The 25,723-nt window shown below is 57.6% G+C and carries 20 protein-coding genes; 14 read left to right on the forward strand and 6 right to left on the reverse strand.

What is annotated here, in order from left to right; translation table 11 throughout:
• Positions 1-400: 400 nt before the first annotated feature.
• The 6 genes from rpoB to tuf all read left to right on the forward strand — a co-directional run bounded on the left by rpoB (position 401) and on the right by tuf (position 12,844).
• A complete protein-coding gene (gene rpoB / locus ACXPUX_RS09110) occupies positions 401-4,264 on the forward strand; it encodes a DNA-directed RNA polymerase subunit beta (RefSeq protein ID WP_458828034.1) in 3,864 nt (1,287 codons plus the stop codon).
• Positions 4,265-4,393: 129 nt separating this feature from the next.
• Complete coding sequence (gene rpoC, locus ACXPUX_RS09115) at positions 4,394-7,966, forward strand: DNA-directed RNA polymerase subunit beta' (protein WP_249242026.1); 3,573 nt, start codon at positions 4,394-4,396, stop codon at positions 7,964-7,966.
• Between the two features lie 293 nt (positions 7,967-8,259).
• Complete coding sequence (rpsL, locus tag ACXPUX_RS09120) at positions 8,260-8,688, forward strand: 30S ribosomal protein S12 (RefSeq protein ID WP_005926182.1); 429 nt, start codon at positions 8,260-8,262, stop codon at positions 8,686-8,688.
• 159 nt (positions 8,689-8,847) lie between these two features.
• On the forward strand, positions 8,848-9,318 hold the full coding sequence (rpsG, locus tag ACXPUX_RS09125; RefSeq protein WP_005926179.1) for a 30S ribosomal protein S7: 471 nt from the start codon (positions 8,848-8,850) through the stop codon (positions 9,316-9,318).
• 24 nt (positions 9,319-9,342) lie between these two features.
• Positions 9,343-11,469 (forward strand): elongation factor G, encoded by a 2,127-nt coding sequence (fusA, locus tag ACXPUX_RS09130; RefSeq protein WP_458828035.1) that lies wholly within the window; start codon positions 9,343-9,345, stop codon positions 11,467-11,469.
• A gap of 172 nt (positions 11,470-11,641) precedes the next feature.
• Positions 11,642-12,844, forward strand: coding sequence for an elongation factor Tu (gene tuf / locus ACXPUX_RS09135; protein WP_458828036.1), 1,203 nt, complete (start codon positions 11,642-11,644; stop codon positions 12,842-12,844).
• Positions 12,845-12,968: 124 nt separating this feature from the next.
• Here the strand turns inward: tuf and ACXPUX_RS09140 are convergent, their stop codons facing one another.
• Positions 12,969-14,090, reverse strand: a complete 1,122-nt coding sequence (locus tag ACXPUX_RS09140; protein WP_458828037.1) for a cysteine desulfurase family protein — start codon at positions 14,088-14,090, stop codon at positions 12,969-12,971.
• A 383-nt stretch (positions 14,091-14,473) separates the two neighbouring features.
• Between ACXPUX_RS09140 and ACXPUX_RS09145 the strand changes: the two genes are divergently transcribed.
• A complete protein-coding gene (locus ACXPUX_RS09145; RefSeq protein WP_458828038.1) occupies positions 14,474-15,835 on the forward strand; it encodes a uracil-xanthine permease family protein in 1,362 nt (453 codons plus the stop codon).
• Positions 15,836-16,092: 257 nt separating this feature from the next.
• Entirely contained in the window at positions 16,093-16,644 is a 552-nt protein-coding gene (locus ACXPUX_RS09150; RefSeq protein WP_458828039.1) for a ferritin family protein, read from the forward strand.
• Positions 16,645-16,902: 258 nt separating this feature from the next.
• On the opposite strand, the gene ACXPUX_RS09155 is transcribed toward ACXPUX_RS09150, so the two are convergent.
• The 5 genes from ACXPUX_RS09155 to rpmB all read right to left on the reverse strand — a co-directional run bounded on the left by ACXPUX_RS09155 (position 16,903) and on the right by rpmB (position 21,400).
• The gene (locus ACXPUX_RS09155; protein ID WP_458828040.1) at positions 16,903-19,458 is read right to left on the reverse strand and encodes a heavy metal translocating P-type ATPase; all 2,556 of its coding nucleotides are present in this window, start codon (positions 19,456-19,458) and stop codon (positions 16,903-16,905) included.
• Positions 19,459-19,496: 38 nt separating this feature from the next.
• Positions 19,497-19,859 carry a metal-sensing transcriptional repressor gene (locus tag ACXPUX_RS09160; protein ID WP_458828041.1) on the reverse strand — a complete coding sequence of 121 codons (363 nt, stop codon included), beginning with the start codon at positions 19,857-19,859 and terminating at the stop codon, positions 19,497-19,499.
• Positions 19,860-20,127: 268 nt separating this feature from the next.
• Positions 20,128-20,886: an esterase family protein gene (locus ACXPUX_RS09165; RefSeq protein WP_458828042.1), complete on the reverse strand. Its 759-nt coding sequence runs from the start codon at positions 20,884-20,886 to the stop codon at positions 20,128-20,130.
• A gap of 79 nt (positions 20,887-20,965) precedes the next feature.
• Complete coding sequence (locus ACXPUX_RS09170; RefSeq protein WP_458828043.1) at positions 20,966-21,142, reverse strand: DUF4250 domain-containing protein; 177 nt, start codon at positions 21,140-21,142, stop codon at positions 20,966-20,968.
• 69 nt (positions 21,143-21,211) lie between these two features.
• Complete coding sequence (rpmB, locus tag ACXPUX_RS09175; protein ID WP_080545321.1) at positions 21,212-21,400, reverse strand: 50S ribosomal protein L28; 189 nt, start codon at positions 21,398-21,400, stop codon at positions 21,212-21,214.
• 193 nt (positions 21,401-21,593) lie between these two features.
• Here rpmB and ACXPUX_RS09180 point away from each other — a divergent pair, with 193 nt between their 5' ends.
• From ACXPUX_RS09180 to ACXPUX_RS09205, 6 genes are all read left to right on the forward strand, one after another.
• Positions 21,594-22,268 (forward strand): site-2 protease family protein, encoded by a 675-nt coding sequence (locus ACXPUX_RS09180; RefSeq protein WP_458828044.1) that lies wholly within the window; start codon positions 21,594-21,596, stop codon positions 22,266-22,268.
• Entirely contained in the window at positions 22,269-22,991 is a 723-nt protein-coding gene (locus ACXPUX_RS09185) for a segregation and condensation protein A (protein ID WP_458828045.1), read from the forward strand.
• Positions 22,988-23,533, forward strand: coding sequence for an SMC-Scp complex subunit ScpB (gene scpB / locus ACXPUX_RS09190; protein WP_458828046.1), 546 nt, complete (start codon positions 22,988-22,990; stop codon positions 23,531-23,533). Before ACXPUX_RS09185 ends, scpB begins: the two co-directional genes overlap by 4 nt.
• A 3-nt stretch (positions 23,534-23,536) precedes the next feature.
• On the forward strand, positions 23,537-24,265 hold the full coding sequence (locus ACXPUX_RS09195; protein ID WP_458828047.1) for a DUF2953 domain-containing protein: 729 nt from the start codon (positions 23,537-23,539) through the stop codon (positions 24,263-24,265).
• 78 nt (positions 24,266-24,343) lie between these two features.
• Positions 24,344-24,748 (forward strand): GerW family sporulation protein, encoded by a 405-nt coding sequence (gene ytfJ / locus ACXPUX_RS09200; RefSeq protein ID WP_015538459.1) that lies wholly within the window; start codon positions 24,344-24,346, stop codon positions 24,746-24,748.
• Positions 24,749-24,879: 131 nt separating this feature from the next.
• Positions 24,880-25,707, forward strand: a complete 828-nt coding sequence (locus ACXPUX_RS09205; protein WP_458828048.1) for a pseudouridine synthase — start codon at positions 24,880-24,882, stop codon at positions 25,705-25,707.
• Positions 25,708-25,723: the final 16 nt, after the last annotated feature.

The raw sequence follows: 25,723 nt of genomic DNA on the forward strand, positions 1-25,723 counted from the left end.
AAAAGTCACACTTCCGGGCACAAGAGTAAAGATAGACAAATTGCACAAGGGTGTTATGAACAGGAACGTGCAAAATAAAAAAATCAAGTACTTGGCAAGCAAACGACTACACGCTGCCGGGCGTTCTAAAATGAATCGAAAATTAAATTTATTTCGGCAAAAAACTGAAAAATGGCTTGACAACAGGGGTTTTCGGGTGTATACTGCATTAGTATCACATAATGGACTAGTGCGCCAAAAAAGGAACTTCAATGGCTGTCGCTTGAGGGCTTGCCCCGAAAAGTTTGTGCAAAATGCCGGAACGTTCCACAAGACGCGGGTCGAATTATGTGTGTCTGCTCAAATTTGACCCGCGTATACGACATCCCGTAGAATATAAAAGTAAGGAGTGGTTGATTTTATGATGAAAGTCAAGCCCGTTAAGCTCGGCAAAACCGAGCGCATGAGCTTCTCCCACATCGACGAAGTCATCAGTATGCCGAACCTGATCGAGGTGCAGAAGAACTCGTATCAGTGGTTTTTGGACGAAGGCCTGAAGGAGGTCTTTCACGATATCGGCACCATTGAGGACTACACCGGCAATCTGGCACTGAGCTTTGTGGACTTCCGGCTGGATAAGGAGCCGAAGTATAGCATCAAGGAGTGCAAGGAGCGCGACGTTACCTATGCAGCCCCCCTGCGCGTCACCGCCCGTCTGCTGAACAAGGAGACCGGCGAGGTGAAGGATCAGGAGATCTTCATGGGCGACTTCCCCCTGATGACCGACGCAGGCACCTTTGTCATCAACGGTGCCGAGCGCGCGATCGTCAGCCAGCTGGTCCGCTCTCCCGGTGTGTTCTACGGCCATGCCAAGGATAAAGTCGGTAACGACCTGTATAGTGCCACCATGAACCCCAACCGCGGTGCATGGCTGGAGTACGAGACCGATGCCGCCAACGTGTTCTATGTCCGTATCGACAAGAACCGCAAGCTGCCTGTCACCGTGCTGTGCCGTGCACTGGGCCTGTCCTCTAACGAGGATATCCTGAACTATTTCGGCGAGGACGAGCGCATTCTGGCCACGCTGGAAAAGGATACCACCAAGAACCGCGAGGAGGGCCTGCTGGAGGTCTACCGCAAGCTGCGCCCCGGCGAGCCCCCCACGGTGGAGTCCGCTACCAGCCAGATCGATATGCTGTTCTTCGATCCGCGCCGGTACGACCTGTCCCGTTTCGGCCGCTATAAGATGAACAAAAAGCTGTCTCTGGCACGCCGCATCATGAACCATGTGGCGGCAGAGAACGTGGTGGATCCCTTCACCGGCGAGATCCTGATCGAGGCCGACAAGAAGATCGACCGCAAGCTGGCCGAGCAGATCGATGCCGCCGGCGTGGATCTGGTCGTGCTGAAGATCGATGATCCCATGAAGGATCAGCCCCACAAGGTCAAGGTCATCACCAATGGCTGCGTGGACGCACAGGCCATCATTGACAACTACTACCCCGCATTCAAGGGCGTGAATGTCAAGGAGTGCGGCATCAACGAGCGCTGCTGCCTCAAGGAACTGCGCAAGATCCTTGATAACGCTTCCAGCGCCGAGGAGGTCATGGAGAGCCTGAAGAAGGATCACGACCTGCTCATCGGCCGTACCGTCACCATTGACGATATCCTGTCCTCCATCAACTACCTGAACGGTCTGGGCTACGGCATCGGCACCACCGATGATATCGACCATCTGGGCAACCGCCGTATCCGCAGCGTGGGCGAACTGCTGCAGAACCAGTTCCGCATCGGCTTCTCCCGTATGGAGCGCGTTATCCGTGAGCGCATGACCCTGCAGAGCCAGGATCAGAGCGTCATCACTCCGCAGGCACTGATCAACATCCGTCCTGTGGTGGCGGCTATCAAGGAGTTCTTCGGCTCCTCTCCGCTGTCTCAGTTCATGGATCAGAACAACCCTCTGGCTGAGCTGACCCACAAGCGCCGTCTGTCTGCTCTGGGCCCCGGCGGTCTGAGCCGTGACCGCGCAGGCTTCGAAGTCCGCGACGTCCATTACAGCCACTACGGCCGTATGTGCCCCATCGAGACCCCTGAAGGCCCCAACATCGGTCTGATCTCCTATCTGGCATCCTACGCCAAGATCAACGAGTACGGCTTCGTGGAGGCCCCCTACCGCAAGGTCAAAAAGGTCTACGACGAGAACAACAACCTCATTGAGCAGGTCGTCACCGACGAGGTGGAGTATATGACCGCCGATGTGGAGGACGAGTACGTTGTGGCACAGGCCAACGAGCCGCTGGACGAAGGCAAGCACTTCGTCCGTCCTCGTGTGTCTGCCCGCCGCCGCGACGAGATCCTGGAAATCGACGCAGAGAAGGTCGATTACATGGACGTCTCTCCGCGCATGATGGTCTCTGTTGCTACCGCCTGCATCCCCTTCCTGGAGAACGACGACTGTAACCGTGCTCTGATGGGTTCTAACATGCAGCGTCAGGCAGTGCCTCTGATGGTCACCCAGCAGCCCATTGTTGCTACCGGTATGGAGTACAAGGCTGCTACCGACTCCGGCACCGCTGTGCTGGCCAAGAGCAACGGCGTTGTGGAAAAGGTCGATGCCGACCACGTTGTGGTGCGCAACGAGCAGGGTGCTCTGGAGGATTACTCTCTGATCAAGTTTGCCCGCTCCAACGCAGGCACCTGCATCAACCAGCGCCCCATTGTGGAAGTGGGCGAGACCGTCACCGCCGGTCAGGTACTGGCCGATGGCCCCGCAATGCGCAACGGCGAGATCTCTCTGGGTAAGAATGCCCTGATCGGCTTCATGACCTGGGAGGGCTACAACTACGAGGACGCCGTTCTGCTGAACGAGAAGATCGTGCGCGAGGATGTGTACACCTCCATCCACATCGAGGAGTACGAGACCGAGAGCCGCGATACCAAGCTGGGACCCGAGGAGATCACCCGCGACATCCCCAACGTTTCTGAGGATGCCCTGAAGGATCTGGACGAGCGCGGCATCATCCGCATCGGCGCCGAGGTCAAGAGCGGCGATATTCTGGTCGGTAAGGTCACCCCGAAGGGCGAGACCGAGCTGACTGCCGAGGAGCGCCTGCTGCGCGCCATCTTCGGCGAGAAGGCCCGCGAGGTGCGCGATACCTCTCTGCGTGTGCCCCACGGCGCATACGGCATCATTGTGGATGTCAAGGTCTTTACCCCGGAGAACAGCGATGAGCTGCAGCCCGGTGTGCGTGAGGTCGTCCGTTGCTATATCGCCCAGAAGCGTAAGATCAGCGTCGGCGATAAGATGGCAGGCCGTCACGGTAACAAGGGTGTCGTTTCCCGCATCCTGCCGCAGGAGGATATGCCCTACCTGCCCGACGGCACTCCGCTGGACATCGTGCTGAACCCGCTGGGCGTGCCTTCCCGTATGAACATCGGTCAGGTGCTGGAGGTCAACCTTGGCTACGCTGCCAAGGCCTGCGGCATCAAGGTCATGACCCCCGTCTTTGACTCTGCCCGTGAGAACGACATCGGCGATACCTTTGATACCGCCCGCGAGATGTGGCACGGCGAGAATGCACCTGCATATCCCACCAAGCTCCCCAAGATCATGGGTGAGAAGGGCCACATCATCGACTTCTCCAAGATCGAGCTGGATCGTGACGGCAAGACCACCGTTTACGATGGTCGTACCGGCGAAAAGTTCGATAACCGCGTTACCGTTGGTTATATGTACTACCTCAAGCTGCATCACCTGGTCGATGATAAGATCCACGCCCGTTCCACCGGCCCCTACTCTCTGGTCACCCAGCAGCCTCTGGGCGGCAAGGCTCAGTTCGGCGGTCAGCGCTTCGGCGAGATGGAGGTCTGGGCACTGGAAGCTTACGGTGCCGCTTACACCCTGCAGGAGATCCTGACTGTCAAGTCCGATGACGTGGAGGGTCGTGTCAAGACCTACGAAGCCATCGTCAAGGGTGAGCCCATCCCGCAGCCCGGCATCCCCGAGTCCTTCCGCGTTATGCTGAAGGAACTGCAGTCTCTGGGCATGGACGTGATCGTGCAGGATAAGGACGGCAACGAGATCGACATGCGCCAGAACTTCGACGACGAAGAGACCGGCTTTGATATGCGTGATGTTGCCGGCACCGAGACTGTGGTGCAGGAGAGTGAGCTGACTGACTACAACATCAAGGACGCCGATGCAGGTTTCGATGATCCTTCTGTGCTGGAGGACGATAACTCCGGTGCCGAGGCTCCGGCTGCTTCTGACGAAGTAGATTTCTGATCTGGATTCATAATACAGCCTTCACCCCTTAGCCGCGTGCTGCGGCAGGGGAGAAGCGTCTGTGATCCTATAACAGAAATGCCGCCTGTCATCATCGAAACAACTAGAGATTAAGAAAGGGTTCGTTTCATGGAAAACAACGTTTTCGATTCCATTAAAATCGGCCTTGCCTCCCCGGAGCAGATCCGCGCTTGGAGCTACGGCGAGGTCAAAAAGCCCGAAACCATCAACTACCGCACCCTGAAGCCGGAGCGTGACGGCCTGTACTGCGAGCGCATTTTTGGACCTACCAAGGACTGGGAGTGCCACTGCGGCAAGTACAAGCGCATCCGTTACAAGGGCAAGGTGTGTGATCGCTGCGGCGTCGAGGTCACCAAGGCCAAGGTTCGCCGCGAGCGTATGGGTCACATCGAGCTGGCCGCTCCTGTGAGCCACATCTGGTACTTCAAGGGCATCCCCAGCCGCATCGGCCTGATGCTGGACATCAGCCCCCGCCTGCTGGAAAAGGTGCTGTACTTTGCAAGTTATATCGTCACCGATCCCGGTCTGACCCCGCTGGATAAGAAGCAGCTGCTGACCGAGAAGGAATACCGCGAGATGTGCGACCGCTACGGCGACGAGTTCGAGGCTGCCATGGGCGCCGAGGCTGTCCAGACCCTGCTGAAGGAAATCGATCTGGATCAGCTGAGCGCTGAGCTGACCGCCGAGGTGGAGAAGTCCTCTGGCCAGAAGCGCGTGCGCATCCTCAAGCGTCTGGAAGTTGTCGAGGCTTTCCGCATCTCCGGCAACCGCCCCGAGTGGATGGTCATGGATGTGCTGCCCGTGCTGCCGCCTGACCTGCGCCCCATGGTCCAGCTGGACGGCGGCCGCTTCGCCACTTCCGACCTGAACGATCTGTACCGCCGCGTCATCAACCGCAACAACCGTCTGCGCCGTCTGCTGGAGCTGGGCGCTCCCGACATCATTGTGCGCAACGAGAAGCGTATGCTGCAGGAGGCTGTGGACAGCCTGATCGACAACGGCCGCCGTGGCCGTCCGGTCACCGGCCCCAACAACCGTGCACTGAAGAGCCTTTCCGATCTGCTGAAGGGCAAGCAGGGCCGCTTCCGTCAGAACCTGCTGGGCAAGCGTGTTGACTACTCCGGCCGTTCCGTTATCGTTGTCGGCCCCGAGCTGAAGATGGATCAGTGCGGTCTGCCCAAGGAGATGGCTCTGGAGCTGTTCAAGCCCTTTGTCATGAAGGATCTGGTGGAAAAGGGCATTGCCAACAACATCAAGTCCGCCCGTAAGATGGTCGAGCGTGCAAAGCCCGAAGTCTGGGACAGCCTCGAGACCGTCATCAAGGGTCATCCCGTGCTGCTGAACCGTGCACCTACCCTGCACCGTCTGGGCATTCAGGCCTTCAACCCCGTGCTGGTGGAAGGCCGTGCAGTCAAGCTGCACCCGCTGGCTTGTACCGCATTCAACGCCGACTTCGACGGCGACCAGATGGCAGTCCATCTGCCCCTGAGCGAGGATGCCTGCCGTGAGGCCAAGATGCTGATGCTGGCTTCCGGCAACCTGCTGAAGCCTTCTGACGGCGCACCTGTTACCGTGCCTACGCAGGATATGATCCTGGGCAGCTACTACCTGACCACCGTTCGCGAGAACGACGAGGGCGCAGGCAAGGTGTTCCGTGATGAGAACGAGGTTCTGATGGCTTACGCCGAGCACGTTATCACCCTGCACGCCCCCATCAAGGTGCGCCGCACCATGACCATTGACGGCGTGGAGCGCACCGGTCTGGTGGATGCCACCGCAGGCCGCATCATCTTCAACAATCCCATCCCCCAGAATCTGGGCTATGTGGATCGTACCGACCCCGAGCACTGGCTGGAGTATGAGGTCAGCTTCCGCGTGACCAAAAAGACCCTGCCCGAGATCATCTCCCGCTGCATGACCCGCAACGGCACCCGCAAGTGTGCTAAGATGCTGGATGCCATCAAGGCGCAGGGCTACAAGTATTCCACCCTGTCCGCTATCTCCGTGGCTGTGTGCGACGCTGTGATCCCGCCCCAGAAGCAGGAGCTGATCGCCGAGGCCGACAAGGAGATCGCTAAGGTCGGCAAGCTGTTCAACCGTGGTCTGATCTCGGATAACGAGCGCTACAACAAGACCATCGCCATCTGGCAGGCTACCACCGATAAGGTCTCCAAGGCTCTGGCAGACAACCTGCCCAAGGACAACGAGATCTATATGATGGCAGACTCCGGTGCTCGTGGTTCCATGAACCAGATCAAGCAGCTGGCCGGTATGCGCGGCCTGCTGGCAAACACCGCCGGTCACACCATCGAGATGCCCATTCGTGCTAACTACCGCGAAGGTCTGAACATTCTGGAATATTTCGTTTCTGCCCGTGGTGCTCGTAAGGGTCTGGCCGATACCGCTCTGCGTACCGCTGACTCCGGTTACCTGACCCGCCGCATGGTCGATGTTTCTCAGGACGTCATCGTCCGCGAGATCGATTGCGGCACCACCGATGGCCTGTGGGTCTCTGAGATCCACGAGGGCAAGGAGAAGATCGAGAGCTTCCGCGAGCGTCTGATCGGCCGCTTTGCCGTGGGCGATGTGGTCAACCCCATCACCGGAAAGGTCATCGTGCCCGAGGGCAAGATGATCGACCTGTATGACGCCAACGAGATCGAGGCCGCAGGCATCACCCGCCTGAAGATCCGCAGCCTGCTGACTTGCCGTGCTAAGACCGGTGTCTGCGCACGCTGCTACGGCTCCGATATGGCCAATGGCGAGCCGGTCCGTCTGGGCGAGTCTGTCGGTGTTATCGCCGCAGAGTCCATCGGCGAGCCCGGTACTCAGCTGACCATGCGTACCTTCCATACCGGCGGTATCGCATCTGCCGAGGATATTACACAGGGTCTGCCCCGTGTTGAGGAGCTGTTCGAGAGCCGCCGTCCCAAGAGCATGGCCATCATGAGTGAGATCTCCGGTGTGGTCTCTCAGGACGACACCAAGAAGAACGTGGTCATCAAGGTCACCGGCAAGGACGAGAACGGCGCAGAGGAAGTCAAGAGCTACTCCATCCCGTTCACCCAGCATTCCCGCGTGATGCCCGGCGACCGTGTGGAGAAGGGCGACATCATCACCCGCGAGGGCGTGCTGTACCCGCAGGATATTCTGGCCATCAAGGGTCTGGAGGACGTGCAGAACTACCTGATCAACGAGGTCCAGAAGGTCTACCGTCTGCAGGGCGTTGAGATCAACGATAAGCATATCGAGGTCATCGTCCGTCAGATGTGCCGCAAGGTGCGCGTGACCGACTCCGGTTCCTCCAACCTGATCGGCGGTGCTTTGGCAAGCCGTCTGGAGGTGGAGAACATCAATGCCGATCTGCAGAAGCGCATTGATGCAGGCGAAGAGGGCCTGAAGCTGGTGGAGTACCAGCAGGTGCTGCTGGGCATCACCAAAGCTGCTCTGGCCAACGATTCCTTCCTGTCTGCCGCTTCCTTCCAGGAGACCACCCGCGTGCTGACCGAGGCCGCCATCAAGGGCAAGGTCGACCCGCTGTCCGGCCTGAAGGAGAACGTTATCATCGGTAAGCTGATCCCCGCCGGTACCGGTCTGCCGGAGGTGCGTGAGGATCTGAAGAACCGTGAGGCTGAGCGCGACGCCGAGGTCGCAGCCGAGCTGGCTGCCGCCGCACAGTAAGCGCAGCATCCGTCAGGATCTGATCAGTTAAATAAAACCGCTCCGTGGGCGAAAGCCTGCGGGGCGGTTTTTGCGTGCAAAAACGTCGCAGCAGGGGAGGGAAAAGGCATTTTTTCTGCCAAAAACTGCCCGAAAGAAAAAATCTGGAATAAATACAAAAAAATTTGCAAAAACTGTTGACATCCGGCTGCAAAGCAGGTATTATATAACTGTTGCGCGTCCCTCATGGGGATAGTGCGGCAAAAAAGTCGGAAAATGCTTCCGATGTTCATCATTAAGAAAGGAGAAACAAAATGCCTACTTTTAACCAGCTTGTACGCAAAGGCCGTGAGGTTCTGACTACCAAGAGCACCGCTCCCGCTCTGCAGAAGACTTATAACTCTCAGAAGAAGCAGTACTCTGATCTGAGCAGCCCCCAGAAGCGTGGTGTCTGCACTGCAGTTCGTACCATGACCCCCAAGAAGCCTAACTCTGCTCTGCGTAAGGTTGCTCGTGTCCGCCTCACGAATGGTATCGAGGTCACCTCTTACATTCCCGGTATCGGCCATAACCTGCAGGAGCACTCCGTCGTGCTGATCCGTGGCGGTCGTGTTAAGGACCTGCCCGGTGTGCGTTACCACATCATCCGTGGTACCCTGGATACTCAGGGTGTGGCAGGCCGTAATCAGGCCCGCTCCAAGTACGGCGCAAAGCGTCCTAAGGCCGGTGCTGCAAAGAAGTAATTGAGGACAACCGCCATAAACGGCTTTCCTTTATATAAATAACAAGTCCGCTTAAAAGCGGAGGGTAACGGTTTATGTAAGGTCAGCTCTTTGTGACACAACGGGAGTTTTATTACTTTCGAGTACCGATGATATCATTCTGTGAAGGAGGGAAGAAAGATGCCTAGAAGAGGTAACATTGCTAAGCGCGATGTCTTAGCTGATCCTATTTACAATTCCAAGATGGTCACCCGCCTGGTCAACAGCGTCATGCTGGATGGCAAGAAGGGCGTCGCTCAGAAGATCGTTTATGAAGCTTTCTCCATGATTCAGGAAAAGACCGGCAACGATCCTCTGGAGACTTTCGAGAAGGCGATGGAGAACATCATGCCCAGCCTCGAGTGCAAGACCCGCCGTGTTGGTGGCGCTAACTACCAGGTTCCCCTGGAGGTCAGCCCCGCCCGCCGCGAGACTTTGGGTCTGCGCTGGCTGACTGCCTACAGCCGCACCCGTGGTGAGAAGACCATGGCACAGCGTCTGGCTGCTGAGATCATGGATGCTGCCAACAACACTGGTAACGCCGTGAAGAAGCGTGAGGACACTCACAAGATGGCAGAAGCTAACAAGGCTTTCGCACATTTCCGTTATTGATCTATTCTGTAGGAGGTTAATTTCATGGCTACACCCAGAGAAGTTTCTCTTCAGATGACGAGAAATATCGGCATTATGGCTCATATCGATGCCGGCAAGACGACCACTACCGAGCGTATCCTGTACTACACCGGTATCAACCATAAGATTGGTGAGGTTCACGATGGCGGTGCCACCATGGACTGGATGGTTCAGGAGCAGGAGCGTGGTATCACCATCACTTCCGCTGCTACCACCTGCTACTGGTCTCACTCCGAGACCCAGAAGGATCCGGTCGCGTTCAAGAAGAATCGTCACCGCATCAACATTATCGACACTCCGGGCCACGTGGACTTCACTGTTGAGGTTCAGCGTTCTCTGCGCGTTCTGGACGGTTCTGTGACCGTTCTGGCCGCAAAGGGTGGTGTCGAGCCTCAGTCTGAGACCGTTTGGCGTCAGGCTGATGAATACAAAGTCCCCCGTATGGTGTACGTCAACAAGATGGACACCATGGGTGCTGACTTCTTCCGCTGCATCAAGATGCTGCATGATCGTCTGCACGCCAACGGCGTGGCCATCCAGCTGCCGATCGGTCAGGAGGATACCTTCCGTGGTATCGTTGACCTGGTCGATATGAACGCTGAGGTCTACTACGATGACATGGGCAACGACATGCGCACCGAGCCCATCCCCGAGGATATGGTCGAGCAGGCTGAAGAGTATCATAACATTCTGGTCGAGGCTGTTGCCGAGAACGACGAAGAGCTGATGGAGAAGTACCTTGAGGGCGAGGAAATCACCCGTGAGGAACTGAAGGCTGCTATCCGCAAGGAAACCATTGCAAATACTCTGGTTCCCGTCGTCTGCGGCTCTTCCTACAAGAACCGCGGCGTGCAGAAGCTGCTGGACGCTATCGTTGACTATATGCCCGCTCCTACCGATGTTGAGGACATCAAGGGCGTAAATCCTGAGACTGAAGAGCAGGAGACTCGTCCGTCTTCCGACGATGCTCCCTTCGCAGCTTTGGCCTTCAAGATCGCTACTGACCCGTTCGTTGGCAAGCTGGCATACTTCCGTGTGTACTCCGGTAAGGTTGAGGCAGGTACTACTGTTTACAACTCCGTGAAGGACAACAAGGAACGTATGGGCCGCATCCTGCAGATGCACTCCAACCACCGCAAGGATATCGACTGCTGCTATGCAGGTGATATTGCTGCTGTTGTCGGTCTGAAGAACACCACCACTGGTGATACTCTGTGTGATGAGAATCATCCCATCATTCTGGAGTCCATGAAGTTCCCCGAGCCCGTTATCCGCGTTGCCATCGAGCCTAAGACCAAGGCTGGTAACGAGAAGATGGGCATTGCGCTGGCAAAGCTGGCCGAAGAGGATCCGACCTTCAAGACCTACACCGATGAAGAGACCGGCCAGACCATCATTGCTGGTATGGGCGAGCTGCATCTGGAGATCATCGTTGACCGTCTGCTGCGTGAGTTCAAGGTTGAGGCAAACGTGGGTGCACCCCAGGTTGCTTACCGTGAGACCATCCGCAAGGAGGCCAACCAGGAGACCAAGTACGCACGTCAGTCCGGTGGTAAGGGCCAGTACGGTCACGTCAAGATCAAGATCGAGCCCAACGAGGCCGGCAAGGGTTACGAGTTCGTCAATGCTATCGTTGGCGGCGCTATCCCGAAGGAATACATCCCTGCTATCGACAACGGTATTCAGGGGGCTATGAAGGCTGGCGTTCTGGCAGGCTATCCTGTTGTTGATGTCAAGGTCACCCTGTGGGATGGTTCTTATCATGAGGTAGACTCCTCTGAAATGGCCTTCTCCATCGCTGGTTCTATGGCATTCAAGGATGCTATGCGCAAGGCTGATCCTATCATCACCGAGCCCATCATGAAGGTTGCTGTTATCGTTCCCGATGAGTATCTGGGCGATGTTATCGGCGATCTGAACGCTCGCCGTGGTCAGATCCAGGGCATGGAAGCTATGGCTGGTACCCAGCGTGTCAACGCATTTGTGCCTCTGGCTCAGATGTTCGGCTACGCTACCGACCTGCGTTCCAAGACTCAGGGTCGTGGCCAGTATGTTATGGAGCCCTCTCACTATGAGCCGGTTCCCAAGAACATTGCTGACCAGATCATTGCTGGCCGTACCAAGGGCTAAGCGCTGTAAAGCATAAGAATTTTGCCGGGGTAGTGTAACTCCGGCAAAATTTCCTGTAAAAGCACTTGATTTTACAGGACAAATTTAGTAGAATAGCCTTGCAGTGCAATGTCTGCATTTTGCAGGGTTGTTGTAACCAATATCAAAACCTAAATTAAGGGAGGATATTCCAATGGCTGAAAAGGCAAAGTTCGACCGTTCTAAGCCGCATGTTAACATCGGCACCATCGGTCACGTTGACCACGGCAAGACCACTCTGACCGCTGCTATCACCAAGTACCTGGCTCTGAAGGGTGATGCAGAGTTCATGGACTACGCTAACATCGATAAGGCTCCCGAGGAGCGCGCTCGTGGTATCACGATCAACTCCGCTCACGTCGAGTACCAGACCGAGGCTCGTCACTACGCTCACGTTGACTGCCCGGGCCATGCTGACTACGTTAAGAATATGATCACCGGTGCTGCTCAGATGGACGGCGCTATCCTGGTCGTTGCTGCTACCGATGGTCCCATGCCCCAGACCCGTGAGCACATCCTGCTGGCTCGTCAGGTCGGCGTGCCCTATATCGTCGTGTTCATGAACAAGTGCGATATGGTCGACGACGAAGAGCTGCTGGATCTGGTCGAGATGGAGATCCGTGAGCTGCTGAGCGAGTACGACTTCCCGGGCGATGACACCCCGATCATTCGTGGTTCCGCTCTGAAGGCTCTGGAGGCTCCCAACGATCCCGAGGATCCCGCTTACGCATGCATCAAGGAGCTGATGGACGCTGTTGACTCCTACATCCCCAACCCGGATCGTGAGGAGGACAAGCCCTTCCTGATGCCCATCGAGGATGTCATGACCATTTCTGGCCGTGGTACCGTTGCTACCGGTCGTGTTGAGCGTGGTATGGCCAAGGTTGGCGACGCTATGGAGATCGTCGGCATCAAGCCCGACCGTCTGAACACCACCATCACCGGTCTGGAGATGTTCCGTAAGTCTCTGGACTTCGCTGAGGCTGGCGATAACATCGGCGCTCTGCTGCGTGGTGTTGATCGTTCCCAGGTCGAGCGTGGTCAGGTTCTGGCTAAGCCCGGTTCTGTGCATCCCCACAACGTCTTTGAGGCTCAGGTTTACGTCCTGACCAAGGACGAAGGCGGCCGTCACACTCCCTTCTTCTCCAACTATCGTCCTCAGTTCTACTTCCGTACCACTGACGTGACCGGCATCATCACCCTGCCCGAAGGCACCGAGATGTGCATGCCCGGCGATAACGTCATGATGCACGTTGAGCTGCTGACCCCCGTTGCTATGGAAGAGGGCCTGCGTTTCGCTATCCGTGAGGGTGGCCGTACCGTTGGTTCCGGCGTTGTTGGCAAGATCATTGAGTGATTTTGTCCTTAAACGTAAGTTCCAAGGCTAATTAGCAATTTATAAAGACCTTCCCGTTCCGGAGAGCGGGAAGGTCTTTTTGTTTGTTTATGGCAGCTACAAACGGCTTTGTTTCACAGCTCCTTTACCGGGTCAGGGTGTTGTAGCAGTCTGCAAAGGCGTGCAGAAAGCCGGTCACTTCCTCCTCTGTGGTAAGGTGGCTCAGGCTGATGCGCCAAGAGGAAAGGGCATTGCGCCGATCCTGACTGACCGCCAGCACCGCGCGGGAGGGCAGTCCATCGGACGAACAGGCGGATTTGACTGAGACGCACACCCCGCGTGCGTCCAGCTCCCGCTGGAATACACTACCCTTTACGCCCTGCACGCTCAGGTTCAAGATGTGCGGTACAGCGTTTGCCGGGCTGTTGATGCGCACTTTTGGATAGCGGGAAAGCTCTGTGCGCAGCCGGTCGTTCAGGCTGCGCACAGTTGCGACGCGGGCGGGCAGCTCCGCAGTAGCTTTTTCCAAGGCCTGCGCCAGTGAGCAGGCAAGCGCTACGGTAGGCGTACCGCTGCGGTAGGGAGTAGTGCTCTCTCCGCCGTGGATAAGGGGCGGCAGTGCCAGCCCCAGCCGTTTTATCAGCACACCGATGCCGTTGAGCCCGTAAAACTTATGTGCTGTCAGGCTCATGGTGTCCATGCCCTCAAACTGCACAGGAATTTTCCCCACAGCCTGCGTGGCGTCCACATGGAAATGGCAGTTGGGATACGCCTTTAAAAGCTCTGCAATCTCCGCAATGGGCTGCACTACGCCCAACTCGCTGTCCACAGCGGTCACAGCAACCAGCACAGTGTCCGGTCGCAGCCGCTTTTTCAGGTCTGCAAGGTCCACTGTACCGTCCGACAGGATGTCCAGCAGTTCCACCTCATATCCCTTCTTTTGGAGCGCCTCCAGACTGCCGCTGACGGACGAATGCTCCAGCGGGGTAGAGAGGATATGCCTGCCCGCTGTACCTCCCAGCGCTGCCAGCCCCTTCACGGCAAGGTTGTTGGCTTCGCTTGCACCGGAGGTATAGATGATGCCCGCAGGCGGTGCGCCCAGACAGCGGGCAATGCTGCGGGTCGCCTCGTTTATAGCAGCCTTTGCGGCAGCGCCTGCCTGATGGTGGGCATTGGCATTGCCCGGGTAGCGCCGCTCAGCTTCGCAGAAGCAATGTAGCACCTCCTCGTCCACAGGGGTGTTGGCAGAGTAATCCAGATAGAGCATAAAGCCTCCTGTAATATCAACACATTATAATGGTAGGAAATAAGAACAGGCTCTATTATAGGGCATTCCGTCCAAAAGCGCAACCCCCGCAGCCCACGGCACAGTGTAACCGGCAAGAAAAAGCTGTCAACACCTTGCTGGAAATCCTAAAATCTGCTATACTTATTAAAAAGGCCGCAGCGCTGCTGCTGCCTTGCCGGAGCGGTTCCGGTTGTTGGAAGGAACACAAAAAGAAGGGGAGGAGCACAATGTTCAAGCGCGAGCGACTGCATAGCTGCTTCTTTCCCATTTTTGTGTGGAGGTCTTGTTCCTGAAATTCAGAGGCACTGCTGTTTTAACGGCAATGCCTCTTTTTTTGGGAATAACAGTACAGGAGGTTTTCTATGAGCGAAAAGATCGATTACTCCAAGGGCATATACGACGCCAAAAAGTTGGGCACTGGCAGAATGTTTATTCTGGGTGTGCAGCATATGTTTGCCATGTTTGGCGCAACGGTTCTGGTGCCGCTGCTCACCGGCCTGAGCGTTTCCACCACTCTGCTGTGTGCCGGTCTGGGCACGCTGCTGTTCCACCTCATTACCAAAAAGAAGGTCCCGGCATTCCTCGGCTCCTCCTTTGCGTATCTGGGCGGCTTTTCCATTGTGGCTCCCATGCTGGCTGATGCCGACGGCAACCTGACCGTTGCCAACACCAAGATGCTGCCGTATGCCTGCGCTGCCATTGCGTTCTCGGGTCTGGTCTATCTGGTGGCCAGCCTGCTGATCTCCACCTTTGGCATCCGCCGCATCATGAAGTTCTTCCCGCCGGTGGTCACCGGCCCCATCATCATCTCCATCGGCCTGATCCTTGCCCCCTCTGCCATCACCAACTGCCAGTCCAACTGGCTGTTGGCCTTTGTGGCGCTGGGCACTGTCATCGTGTGCAACATTTGGGGCAAGGGCATGGTCAAGATCCTGCCCATTCTCATCGGTGTGCTGGTCGCCTACGCTGTGGCACTGGTCACCGGCGCAGTGGATTTCCAGAAGATCTCCGAGGCCGCCTGGCTGGGCATCCCTCTGCACAAGGAGGCTATGGGTCTGTTTGCCATTGATGGCAGCCCGGAGTTCATCAGTGCTCTGTTCACCATCATTCCCATTGCACTGGCTACCATGATGGAGCACGTCGGCGATATTGCCGCCATCAGCGCCACCGTTGGCCACAACTATATCAATGACCCCGGCCTGAACCGCACCCTGATGGGCGATGGTTTGGCTACCACCATGGCCGGTCTGCTGGGCGGCCCCGCCAACACCACCTACGGCGAGAATACCGGCGTGCTGGCACTGAGCAAAATCTACGACCCGCTGGTCATCCGCATTGCCGCTGTGCTGGCTATCATCCTGAGCTTCAGCCCCAAGTTTGAGGCCGTCATCAACACCATCCCTACCGGCATCATTGGCGGTATCAGCTTCGTGCTGTATGGCATGATCTCTGCCATCGGTGTGCGCAACGTGGTGGAGAACCGCGTGGACTTCACCAACAGCCGCAACCTGATCGTTGCCGCCGTCATTCTGGTGTGCGCACTGGGCTTCAACTCTGTGGGCGGCGTTGGCTTTACCGTTGGCAGCGTCACCATCAACCTGTCCGGTCTGGCTGTGGCTGCGATTGCAGGTATCCTGCTCAACGCCATCCTGCCCGGCAACGACTACGAGTTTGACGCCACTGCCGGTTCTGATGCTGCTACCAGCGGCAACCTGCAGGTCTGATCCTCGGGAATGCATCCAGTTTTCTGTAAGGAAATTTGGACATCATGCCAGATTTCAATAAATAGGAATAATTCTTAAAAATATACTTGACTAGCTAGGAATTATTCGCTATAATAGAGCCATGGAAAGGGAAGTACACAAAGCTCCTCTCCATGGCTCTTTCTATACCCGGCAGCGCGGCTGCCCAGCATAGAAGCAACAGGCGGGTGGTTTCCGTCCTGTATCGTTTTTAACAGATCGAATGGAGGTAAGTTCTTATGAAGAAATACGTTTGCACCGTTTGTGGTTATATCGCTGAGGGTGAGATTCCCGCTCAGTGCCCCGTTTGCAAGGCTCCCGCTTCCGCTTTTGTGGAGAAGAAGGGCAACACCTATGTCACCGAGCATGTTGTTGGCATCGGCAAGGCAGAGGGCGTGCCGCAGGAGATCGTTGATGGTCTGCGCGCAAACTTCGAGGGCGAGTGCAGCGAGGTCGGTATGTATCTGGCTATGTCTCGCGTGGCAGAGCGTGAGGGCTACCCTGAAATCGCCGAGGCCTACAAGCGCTATGCTTACGAAGAGGCTGACCACGCATCCCGCTTTGCAGAGCTGCTGGGCGAGGTCGTGACCGACAGCACCAAGAAGAACCTGATGATGCGTGCTGAGGCCGAGTGCGGCGCCTGCGCCGGTAAGATGGATCTGGCCAAGAAGGCTAAGGCGCTGAATCTGGACGCTATCCACGACACCGTCCATGAGATGGCAAAGGACGAGGCTCGTCACGGCCGCGGCTTCGAGGGCCTGCTGAAGCGCTACTTCAACACCGAAGTTTGATAAGGGTTCCCCGGTTATCTATGTTGCCCGCTGCAAGGACATTCCGCCTTGCAGCGGGCTTTTTGCGTCCCAGCCGGGGACAACTTCTTCCGTACAAATGGAGCACCGGAGTGTCTGTGGACGCTTCGGTGCTCCAAAATAAAAAAGAATCCTTGCTCTGAAGGTGCGCAAAGCGAACGCGGCGTGCATTCAAAATCGTCCCGCTACAAAAAAGGCAGCTGCGCAGAAATCCGCGCAGCTGCCCTTTGCTTTTTCGCCTTACTGGATGCCGGTAACAGGGTAGTCCTGCGCCTCTACGGCCTTCTTCAGTACCTCATCGTCTACTTCAGCGTTCAGGGTGACGATGGCAGTACCAGCTTCGTGGCTGACAACAGCCTCGTCCACCTGCGGCAGAGCCTCCAGCGCCTTCTTGACGCGGGCTTCACAGTGGGGGCACATCATGCCTTCTACGGTCAGGGTCTTTTTCATAGCAGTCTCCTCCTTTTGAGTTGTATCTTCCTCCGCTGCGGGCTGCACAAGGGCGGCGGGCAGGGCAGGGACGTGTTTGGGCGGGTGGTCACGCTTTGCGGTGTGCAGGTCGAACAGGTTCAGCCGCAAGGCGTTGCTCACTACGCAGAAGCTGGAAAGGCTCATGGCAGCTGCACCGAACATGGGGTTCAGCGTCAGCCCCAAGGGAATGAACACACCGGCTGCCAGCGGAATGCCGATGATGTTATAGATGAACGCCCAGAACAGGTTTTCGTGGATGTTACGCAGAGAAGCGCGGCTCAGCCGGATGGCGGCGGGCACGTCCGACAGCTTGGAGTTCATCAGTACCACGTCCGCAGCGTCAATGGCTACGTCCGTGCCTGCACCGATGGCAATGCCGGTGTCAGCGCGGGTCAGGGCAGGGGCGTCGTTGATGCCGTCGCCCACCATAGCCACCTTGCCGTACTTTTGGAGCTGCCGGATAACGGCCTCCTTGCCCTCCGGCAGCACCCCGGCGATCACCTCGTCCACACCGGCCTGCCGGCCGATGGCTTCAGCGGTGCGCTGGTTGTCGCCGGTCAGCATCACTACCCGGATGCCCATGTTCCGCAGCTCCCGGATGGCCTGCGGGCTGTCCTCTTTGATAGTATCAGCTACCGCGATAACGCCCAGCAGACGGCCAGCGCCGCCAAAGAAGAGGGGCGTTTTACCCTGCGCAGCCAGTGCAGCAGCCTGCGTTTGCAGCGCAGCAGAGATAGCGACCTTTGTGCTAATAAAAGCAGCGTTGCCGCCAAAGATCTCCTTACCCTCCAGCTTGGCGATAAGGCCGTTGCCCGGCAGGGCAGTAAAATCGGTAACAGAGGGCAGCTCCAGTTGCTTTTCCTCCGCATAGGCCAGCACTGCCCGCGCCAGCGGGTGCTCACTGCGACCCTCCAGCGCGGCTGCCAGCGTGAGCAGCTCGGTCTCGGTCACGCCCACAGCGGGCAGAAGGTCGGTGACAGTAGGTTCACCGCAGGTAATGGTGCCGGTCTTGTCCAGCGCCACGATGCGGGTACGCCCGGCCTCCTCCAACGCCGCAGCGGTCTTGAACAGGATGCCGTTTTTCGCGCCCAAGCCGTTGCCTACCATAATAGCCACCGGCGTTGCAAGTCCCAGCGCACAGGGGCAGCTGATGACCAGCACTGAGATGCCCCGCGCCAGCGCGTAGCCTACATCCCGCCCCAGCAGCAGCCAGACAAGGGTGGTAACTACCGCAATGCTGATGACCGCAGGCACGAAAAAGCCGGATACGGTATCTGCGATCTTAGCAATGGGGGCTTTTGTGGCAGCGGCATCGCTGACCATGCGGATGATCTGTGCCAGCGTGGTGTCCTCGCCCACACGGGTAGCGCGGCACTGCAAATAGCCGGACTGGTTGGTGGTGGCAGCGCTTACCTTATCGCCCACGGCCTTGTCCACCGGGATGCTCTCGCCGGTCAGGGCACTCTCGTTCACGGCGCTGCTGCCCTCCAGCACAATACCATCCACCGGGATGTTCTCGCCCGGACGCACCACAAAGACATCTTCCTTCTGCACCTGCTCAATGGGCACGGTCACTTCGATGCCGTCCCGCAGCAGGGTGGCGGTCTTGGGGGCAAGCTTCATCAGGCTTTTGAGCGCATCGGTGGTCTTGCCCTTGGAGCGCGCTTCCAGCATCTTGCCCACCGTGATGAGGGTCAAAATCATGGCGGCAGACTCAAAATAGAACTCCATCATGTAGTGCATGACCAGTTCCTCGTTGCCGTGCAGCTGCGCATCGGTCATGGCAAACAGGGCGTAGGTGCTCCACACAAAGCTTGCCATCGAGCCCATAGCCACCAGCGTATCCATGTTAGGGGAGCGGTGCACCAGCCCCTTGAAGCCGTTGATGAAAAACTTCTGGTTGATTACCATCACGATGCCCGCCAGCAGCAACTGTACCAGCCCCATGGCAATGTGATTGCCGTCAAACCAGCGGGGCAGCGGCCAGCCCCACATCATGTGTCCCATGGAAAAATACATCAATACCAGCAAAAAGCCCAGCGAGGCGATGAGCCGCCGTTTCAGCTTGGGCGTTTCGTGGTCAGCCAATGCGTCCAGCTCTGCGCTGGTACTGGCGGCTGCGGCGGCCTTTTTGAGGCTTGCACCGTAACCGGCCTGCTCCACGGCGTGGATAATGGCAGCATCCTCTGCGGTGCCCTCCACCCCCATGGAGTTGGTCAGCAGGCTTACCGAACAGCCGGTGACGCCCGGCACGCTCTTTACGGCCTTTTCCACCCGGGCAGAGCAGGCCGCGCAGCTCATGCCGGTAACATTGAATTGTTCCATTGTTTTTTCTCCTTGTGGTCAGTCTGCCCGGCAGGCGGTCATTTCATTAGCTTGGGCAGCAGCCGGAGCAGTTCTTCCAGCTTTTCGTTGCTGCCGGCACGCAGGTCATCCGCCACGCAGCTGCCGATGTGCTGCGCCAGCAATTCCCGGGAAAAACTGTTCAGCGCCGCATTGGCTGCGGCCACCTGTACCAAAATGTCCACACAGTAGGCATCCTTTTCCAGCATCCCACGGATGCCCCGCACCTGCCCTTCAATGCGGTTCAGTCGGTTGAGCAGGGCTTTGTATTCCTCCGGGCTGCGCTCTTTGTGGCGGCAGCAGCAGGGGACAGCAGTATCTGCCACAATGTCCGCTTCCGGCGCATCATCGCAGCAACAACAGTGCTTTTTGCTCTCTTCCATACGGGAAACACTCCTTTCATAAACCCCCATGGGGTATATTTTCTTGCAACAGCAGTATAGCACACAATATCCGACAATTCAAGTAGGAAATGAAATTTAAATAATGCAGCAGACAAAAATGGTTCAGAAACGCCACAGATGTTTCTGAACCATAAATCAAAAGATAAAATTCCGCTGAACATGGCCGGAGCGCACGCGAGGGTCACTCAAAACCGCTGCACATAAGAAAACGAGGGAAGCCCCGCAGGCTTTCCCTCGTTGTAAGCTCTTACTTTACTTCCAGAATGCGCGGTGCAAACAGGCTCCACATTTTGCCCCACCAGTACCAGTCGTGGGAAACGTCGCCGCCCCAGATCTCCAGATGTGCGGGCATTCCCTGATCCTTCAGCAGATCAGCCAGTGCCTGTGTGTCGTCCAGTGCGTCGCCCTCGTAAGCGCCCTGACCGGCGCAGAGGATCAGATTGTTCTCTTCTGCCTTGGTCAGTGCCAGCTTGTTGGCAATGCCGTTCTCTTGCAGGTAAGCAAGGGGAGAGCAGCGCAGCACCATGTCGTCGCTGTCGGTGCCCCAGAAGCGGGTCAAGTCGTAGATGCCGCCCATGCCCACAGCACCGGCAAACAGGGTGGGGCGGCGCAGACGGCAGTGGACGGCGTGGTAAGCGCCCAAGTCTACACCGGCAGTCCAGATCCGGGCGCCCTTTTTGGCGTTGTTCAGGGTCAGAATGCGGGGTGCCAGCTCAGCGCTCAGGTAGACGAAATACTTCTCCTGCAGCTCGGCGCGGCGGCGCTGGGGCAGATCACCGTTCAACAGGCCCTCGCCGTCCACGGCATCTGCGCAGAACAGCTGCAACTTGCCCTCGTTCAGCAGCTGGGCAATGGCGTCGGGCATTCCGTTGTTCTCCCAGTCATAAAAACGGCCACCGCGGGCGGGCAGTGCCAGCACCGGCACACCGGCATGGCCGTACACCTTGAACTCCATCTCACGGCCAAGAACCGTGCTCCACTCTTTGTAATAGATACCCTGGATCATAAATCAAGCACTCCTTATTTTATCATTCACCGGCCCGGGCACAGTCGCTGCGCACCGGTGCCGGATTTGGAAGCTATAATCAGACAAACTGGTTGCGCTTCGGGTCATAATCGTAGCCCACAGCGTGCAGCTTTGCGCACAAACCGGCCTTATCGGCCTCCAGATCCTCGCACAGCGCATCGAGATCCTTATACTGATCCCGCAGTTTCAGATTCACCACGCTCAGCAGCATGATGGGATCAACAGGCAAAGACATTTTATTCCTCTCCTTGCGGCAAATAAAAAAGCCGGCCACTCGACAAAGTGACCGGCCACATACGCCAAATTAGACAGCGCGGGTAACTTTGCCAGCGCGCAGGCAACGGGAGCATGCGTAGACATACTTGGGAGAGCCCTCCACGACCGCCTTGACACGACGGACATTCGGCTTCCAGGTACGGTTGGAACGGCGATGAGAGTGAGAGACCTTGATACCAAAGGTAACACCCTTGCCGCAGCATTCACACTTAGCCATGGTAATTGCACCTCCTACAGTGAAGTATGGAATCAAAATAATCAGCTTGACCATTTTACCAGAGATACAAAGAAAAAGCAAGCCCTTTTTTAAATTTCTTGCAGCTTTTTGTATTCCCGGCGCTGTGGGGCTTGTGCAGGGCACAAAAAAATAGTATTATAAAGGAAGAAATTCGTTTTGACAGGAGATTTACATGACCGCACAGGCAACCTATTATATTATCCGCGCACTGGTGGCGCTGGTGGCCATCCCGTTCCACGAGGCCGGCCATGCACTGGCAGCATGGCTGCTGGGCGATGCCACCGCCAAACGCGAGGGGCGTCTTTCGCTGAATCCCTTTGCCCACTTTGACCTGCTGGGCACGCTGTGCATGGTGTTCGCGGGCGTGGGCTGGGCAAAGCCTGTGTCCACCAACCCCCGCAACTTCAAAAACCCTAAGTGGGGCATGGCGCTCACTGCACTGGCAGGCCCTGTGACAAACCTTGTGCTGGCTTACCTTGGCATGGTGGCGTGGAAGGTGATGTACTACTGGGCACCGGTCAATAATGCCACCATTTACATTGCCATGTTTTTGCGGTATCTGGTGCTGATGAACGTGAGCCTTGCGGTGTTCAACCTGATCCCCGTGCCGCCGCTGGACGGCAGCCGCATTCTGCTGGTTGCGCTGCCGCAGCGCATCTACTTTGGCCTGATGCGGTACGAAAAATATATCATGATCATTATGCTGGCAGCGGTTTGGGGCGGCTTTCTGGATGTGCCGCTGTATTACCTGAACAACGTGGTGTGGTCGCTTTTGGGCGCGGGCACCGGGTATATCGATAAGATCGCCTACGCCGTTTATGCCAGCAGCCTTGGGGCGGTGATCTGAGTGGCAGAGGAATTGACCTTCCATCTGGAGGATTTTGAAGGCCCGCTGGAATTATTGCTGGCGCTGGTGGCAAAACATAAGATGGACCTGCACAACATTCCCATTTTGCAGCTTATCGACCAGTACACCCGTACCGTGGAGCAGGCCGACCCTGACCCCGAGACTGCCAGTGCTTTCATTGAAATGGCAGCGCATCTGGTGGAGATGAAAAGCTTTCTGCTGCTGCCCCGCAGCGAAGAGGGCGAGCGCATGAAGCAGGAGCTCACCGGCCAGCTCATCGAGTACGACCAGTGCCGCCGCATGGCAGAGTTGCTGCGCGCAAAAGGGGAGGCTGCCCCGGTGTTCGTGCGCCGCCCCATGGAGATGGAGTGGGACAACACCTACGCGCTGCACCACGCCCCGCAGATTTTGGCGGACTACTGGCAGGCGTTGGCGGGCCGCACCAAGACCCGCCGCGTGCCCACCCAGCAGCAGTTTGAGCCGCTGGTCACCGCGCCCATGGTATCGGTCACCAGCCGGGTGGTGTACATCCTGCGCCGGATGCTGGGCGGCACCGTGGCAAAGATGGAACAGCTGTTTTCCCGCAGCCAGAGCCGCAGCACCAACGTAGCTACCTTTCTGGCGCTGCTGGAGCTGGTGCGCGGCGGACGTGTCGCACTGGACGACCGGGGAGCGTTGACCATGCGCCGCACCCGCCCGGAACGCAATAAGGAGAACCCATGAACCAGAAACAAATCCTTGCCGCCGTGGAGGCCATGCTTTTTGCCTGCGGCGACCCCATAGGTGCCGATAAGCTGGCACAGGCGGTGCAGCTGCCCCAGTCCAGCGTGGATGCTGCGCTGGAGACCCTGCACACCCGCTACCAGCGGGAGGACAGCGGCCTGTGTCTGCTGCATCTGAATACCCGGTGGCAGCTGGCCACTAAGACCCAGTGGGCGGACTGTGTGCGCCGCGTGCTGGACAGCCGCCGCGCCGTACCGCTTGGCCCTGCGGCCATGGAGACCCTGACCGTCATCGCCTATAACCAGCCGGTGTCCCGCGCCTTTATCGAGCAGGTGCGCGGCGTGGACTCCTCGTCCAGCGTGTCCGGTCTGCTGGAAAAGGGGCTGATCGAAGAAGCCGGACGTCTGGATCTGCCGGGTCGTCCGGTCAGCTTTCGCACCACCGATACCTTTTTGCGTGTGTTCGGTCTGTCCAGTCTGGCAGACCTGCCGCCGGTGCATAGTGACGCACCGGTAGATGATCCGACCGAAAGTGAGGGTTGACCCATGGGCATGGTTCTTTCCGCAGTGGGCGCTTGTCTGCTGTTCATCCTAAAGGTGGTGGGCATCCTGCTGCTGATTTTGTTGGTGCTGGCGGCGCTGTTGCTGCTGTGCCCCTTCTGCGCGGATGTCTGCTGGCAAAACGATACCCTTACCGTAAAAGCCGGGGCACTGGGCATCACCTTTCCAGTGTTCCAATACCCAAAGCCGGAACCTCCCGCCCAGCCGGAGGAACCCAAGGGCTTTACCGGCAGGCTGAAAGCAAAATTCCGCGCATGGCGTGCGGAGCGCAAGCGCAAAAAGGCTGAAAAAAAGGCTGCGCAGCCCGCAAAGCCTAAAGCTGAAAAGCCGCCCCGCCAAAAGGCAAAGATCACGCTGGATGCGATCTGCACCATGCTGCGGGGCGTGGGTACGCTGCTGCGGGCAGTGTTTGGCGCCATCCGCTTTACAAGGATTTCGGTCTGCCTTGGCGTGCGCGGGGACGACCCCGCCGCAGCTGCCCGCAATTACGGCAAGCTGCAAGCATGGCTGTACCCGACCTTTGGCGTGCTGGATCGCTTTTTCTTTCTGGAATTTGACCAGCTGCGCGTTCTGCCGGATTTCGGCAGTGCTCAGCCTACTGTGCAGGACAGGGTATCCTTCCGGGTCGGTGCGCAGGCGCTGTTCATCGTCATTGCCGCCGTGCGGGTGCTGTACGAGTTCTGGCGTAAAAAAGTATTGGACATTTTTATTTGAAGATGATACACTAAATCTATATCAGAATGCTTTCCGGCGGGCGAACGTCTGCACGGATGAATAAAGGAGAGTTGTTTTATGGCAGAGCATCCTATTCAGGGTCTGATGAACGTTACGATGGAGAAAATTCACCAGATGGTGGACTCCAACACCATCATCGGCAAGCCCATCACCACCGAGGACGGCATCACCATCCTGCCGGTGTCCAAGGTGAGCTTCGGTTTCGCCTCCGGCGGTACCGATTTTAACGGCAAGAACGCTGCCAACAAGGATCTGTTCGGCGGCGGCTCCGGTGCCGGTGTCAACATCCAGCCGGTGGCATTTCTGGTCATCAAGGATGGCTGCGTGCGCACCATCCAGCTGTCGGATAGCTCCAACAGTATCGACCGCGCCCTGACCATGCTGCCCGAGCTGGTGGAAAAGCTCACCACGCTGGTCAAAAAGGACGATAAGGCACCCGCAGAAGAACCCAAGGCAGAGTAACTTTTTATAATAACCAAGCCGCAGCCGCAGGCCTTTATGGTCTGCGGTCTATATAGCCGCGCACCGTGCCCCGCAAAAGCAGGGGAGCGGTGCGCGTTTTGAGCGCCGTGAGGCGCACAAGGAGTAATATTATGGCAGAAGAACGTATTCAGAAGATCATGGCCGAGCAGGGTCTGTGCTCCCGCCGCGCCGCCGAGCAGATCATTGCCGAGGGTCGCGTCAAGGTGAACGGCCACCCGGTAAAGGTGGGCGACAAGATGGACCCCAACCGTGACGTGCTCCATGTGGATGACGAGCGTATTTACATCCAGAAAAACCAGCAGCTGTACTATCTGGCGCTGTACAAGCCCCGCGGCTATGTGACCACTGCCAGCGATGAACTTGGCCGCAAGACCGTGATGGACTTGGTCGGCGACATCCCCGCCCGCCTGTACCCGGTAGGGCGTCTGGATAAGGACAGCGAGGGTCTGCTGCTGATGACCAACGATGGTGCCTTTGCACAGGCTGTCACCCATCCCTCCGGCGGCATCTCCAAGCTGTACCGCGTTACCGTGCAGCCCCGCGCCGATGAGGCTACCATCCTCAAGCTGAGCAGCGGCGTTGTGCTGGACGACGGCACAAAGACCATGCCCTGCGCCATCAATGTGGTCACCGACGAGCCCGGCCGCACCGTGATGGAAATGACCTTGAAAGAGGGCAAGAACCGCGAGATCCGCCGGATGTGCGAGAGCGTGGGTCTTGAGGTGGTGCGCCTGAAGCGCAACGCCGAGGGTGTGGTCAAGCTGGGTATGCTCAAGCCCGGCACCTACCGCGAGCTCACCAAGGCCGAGGTGAACGGTCTGCGCGCCGCAGCGGTCAAGGGTCGTGCACAGACCCGCTCTGCTGCCCAGCAGACCAAGGCTGCCGAGCGCCGTCCCCGCGGCCCTGTGGGCAAAAATGTCCCCCGGAAGCAGAAGTAAGATGGTACAGAAGCCG

The sequence above is a fragment of the Faecalibacterium sp. PGM34 genome (genome assembly GCF_054456555.1).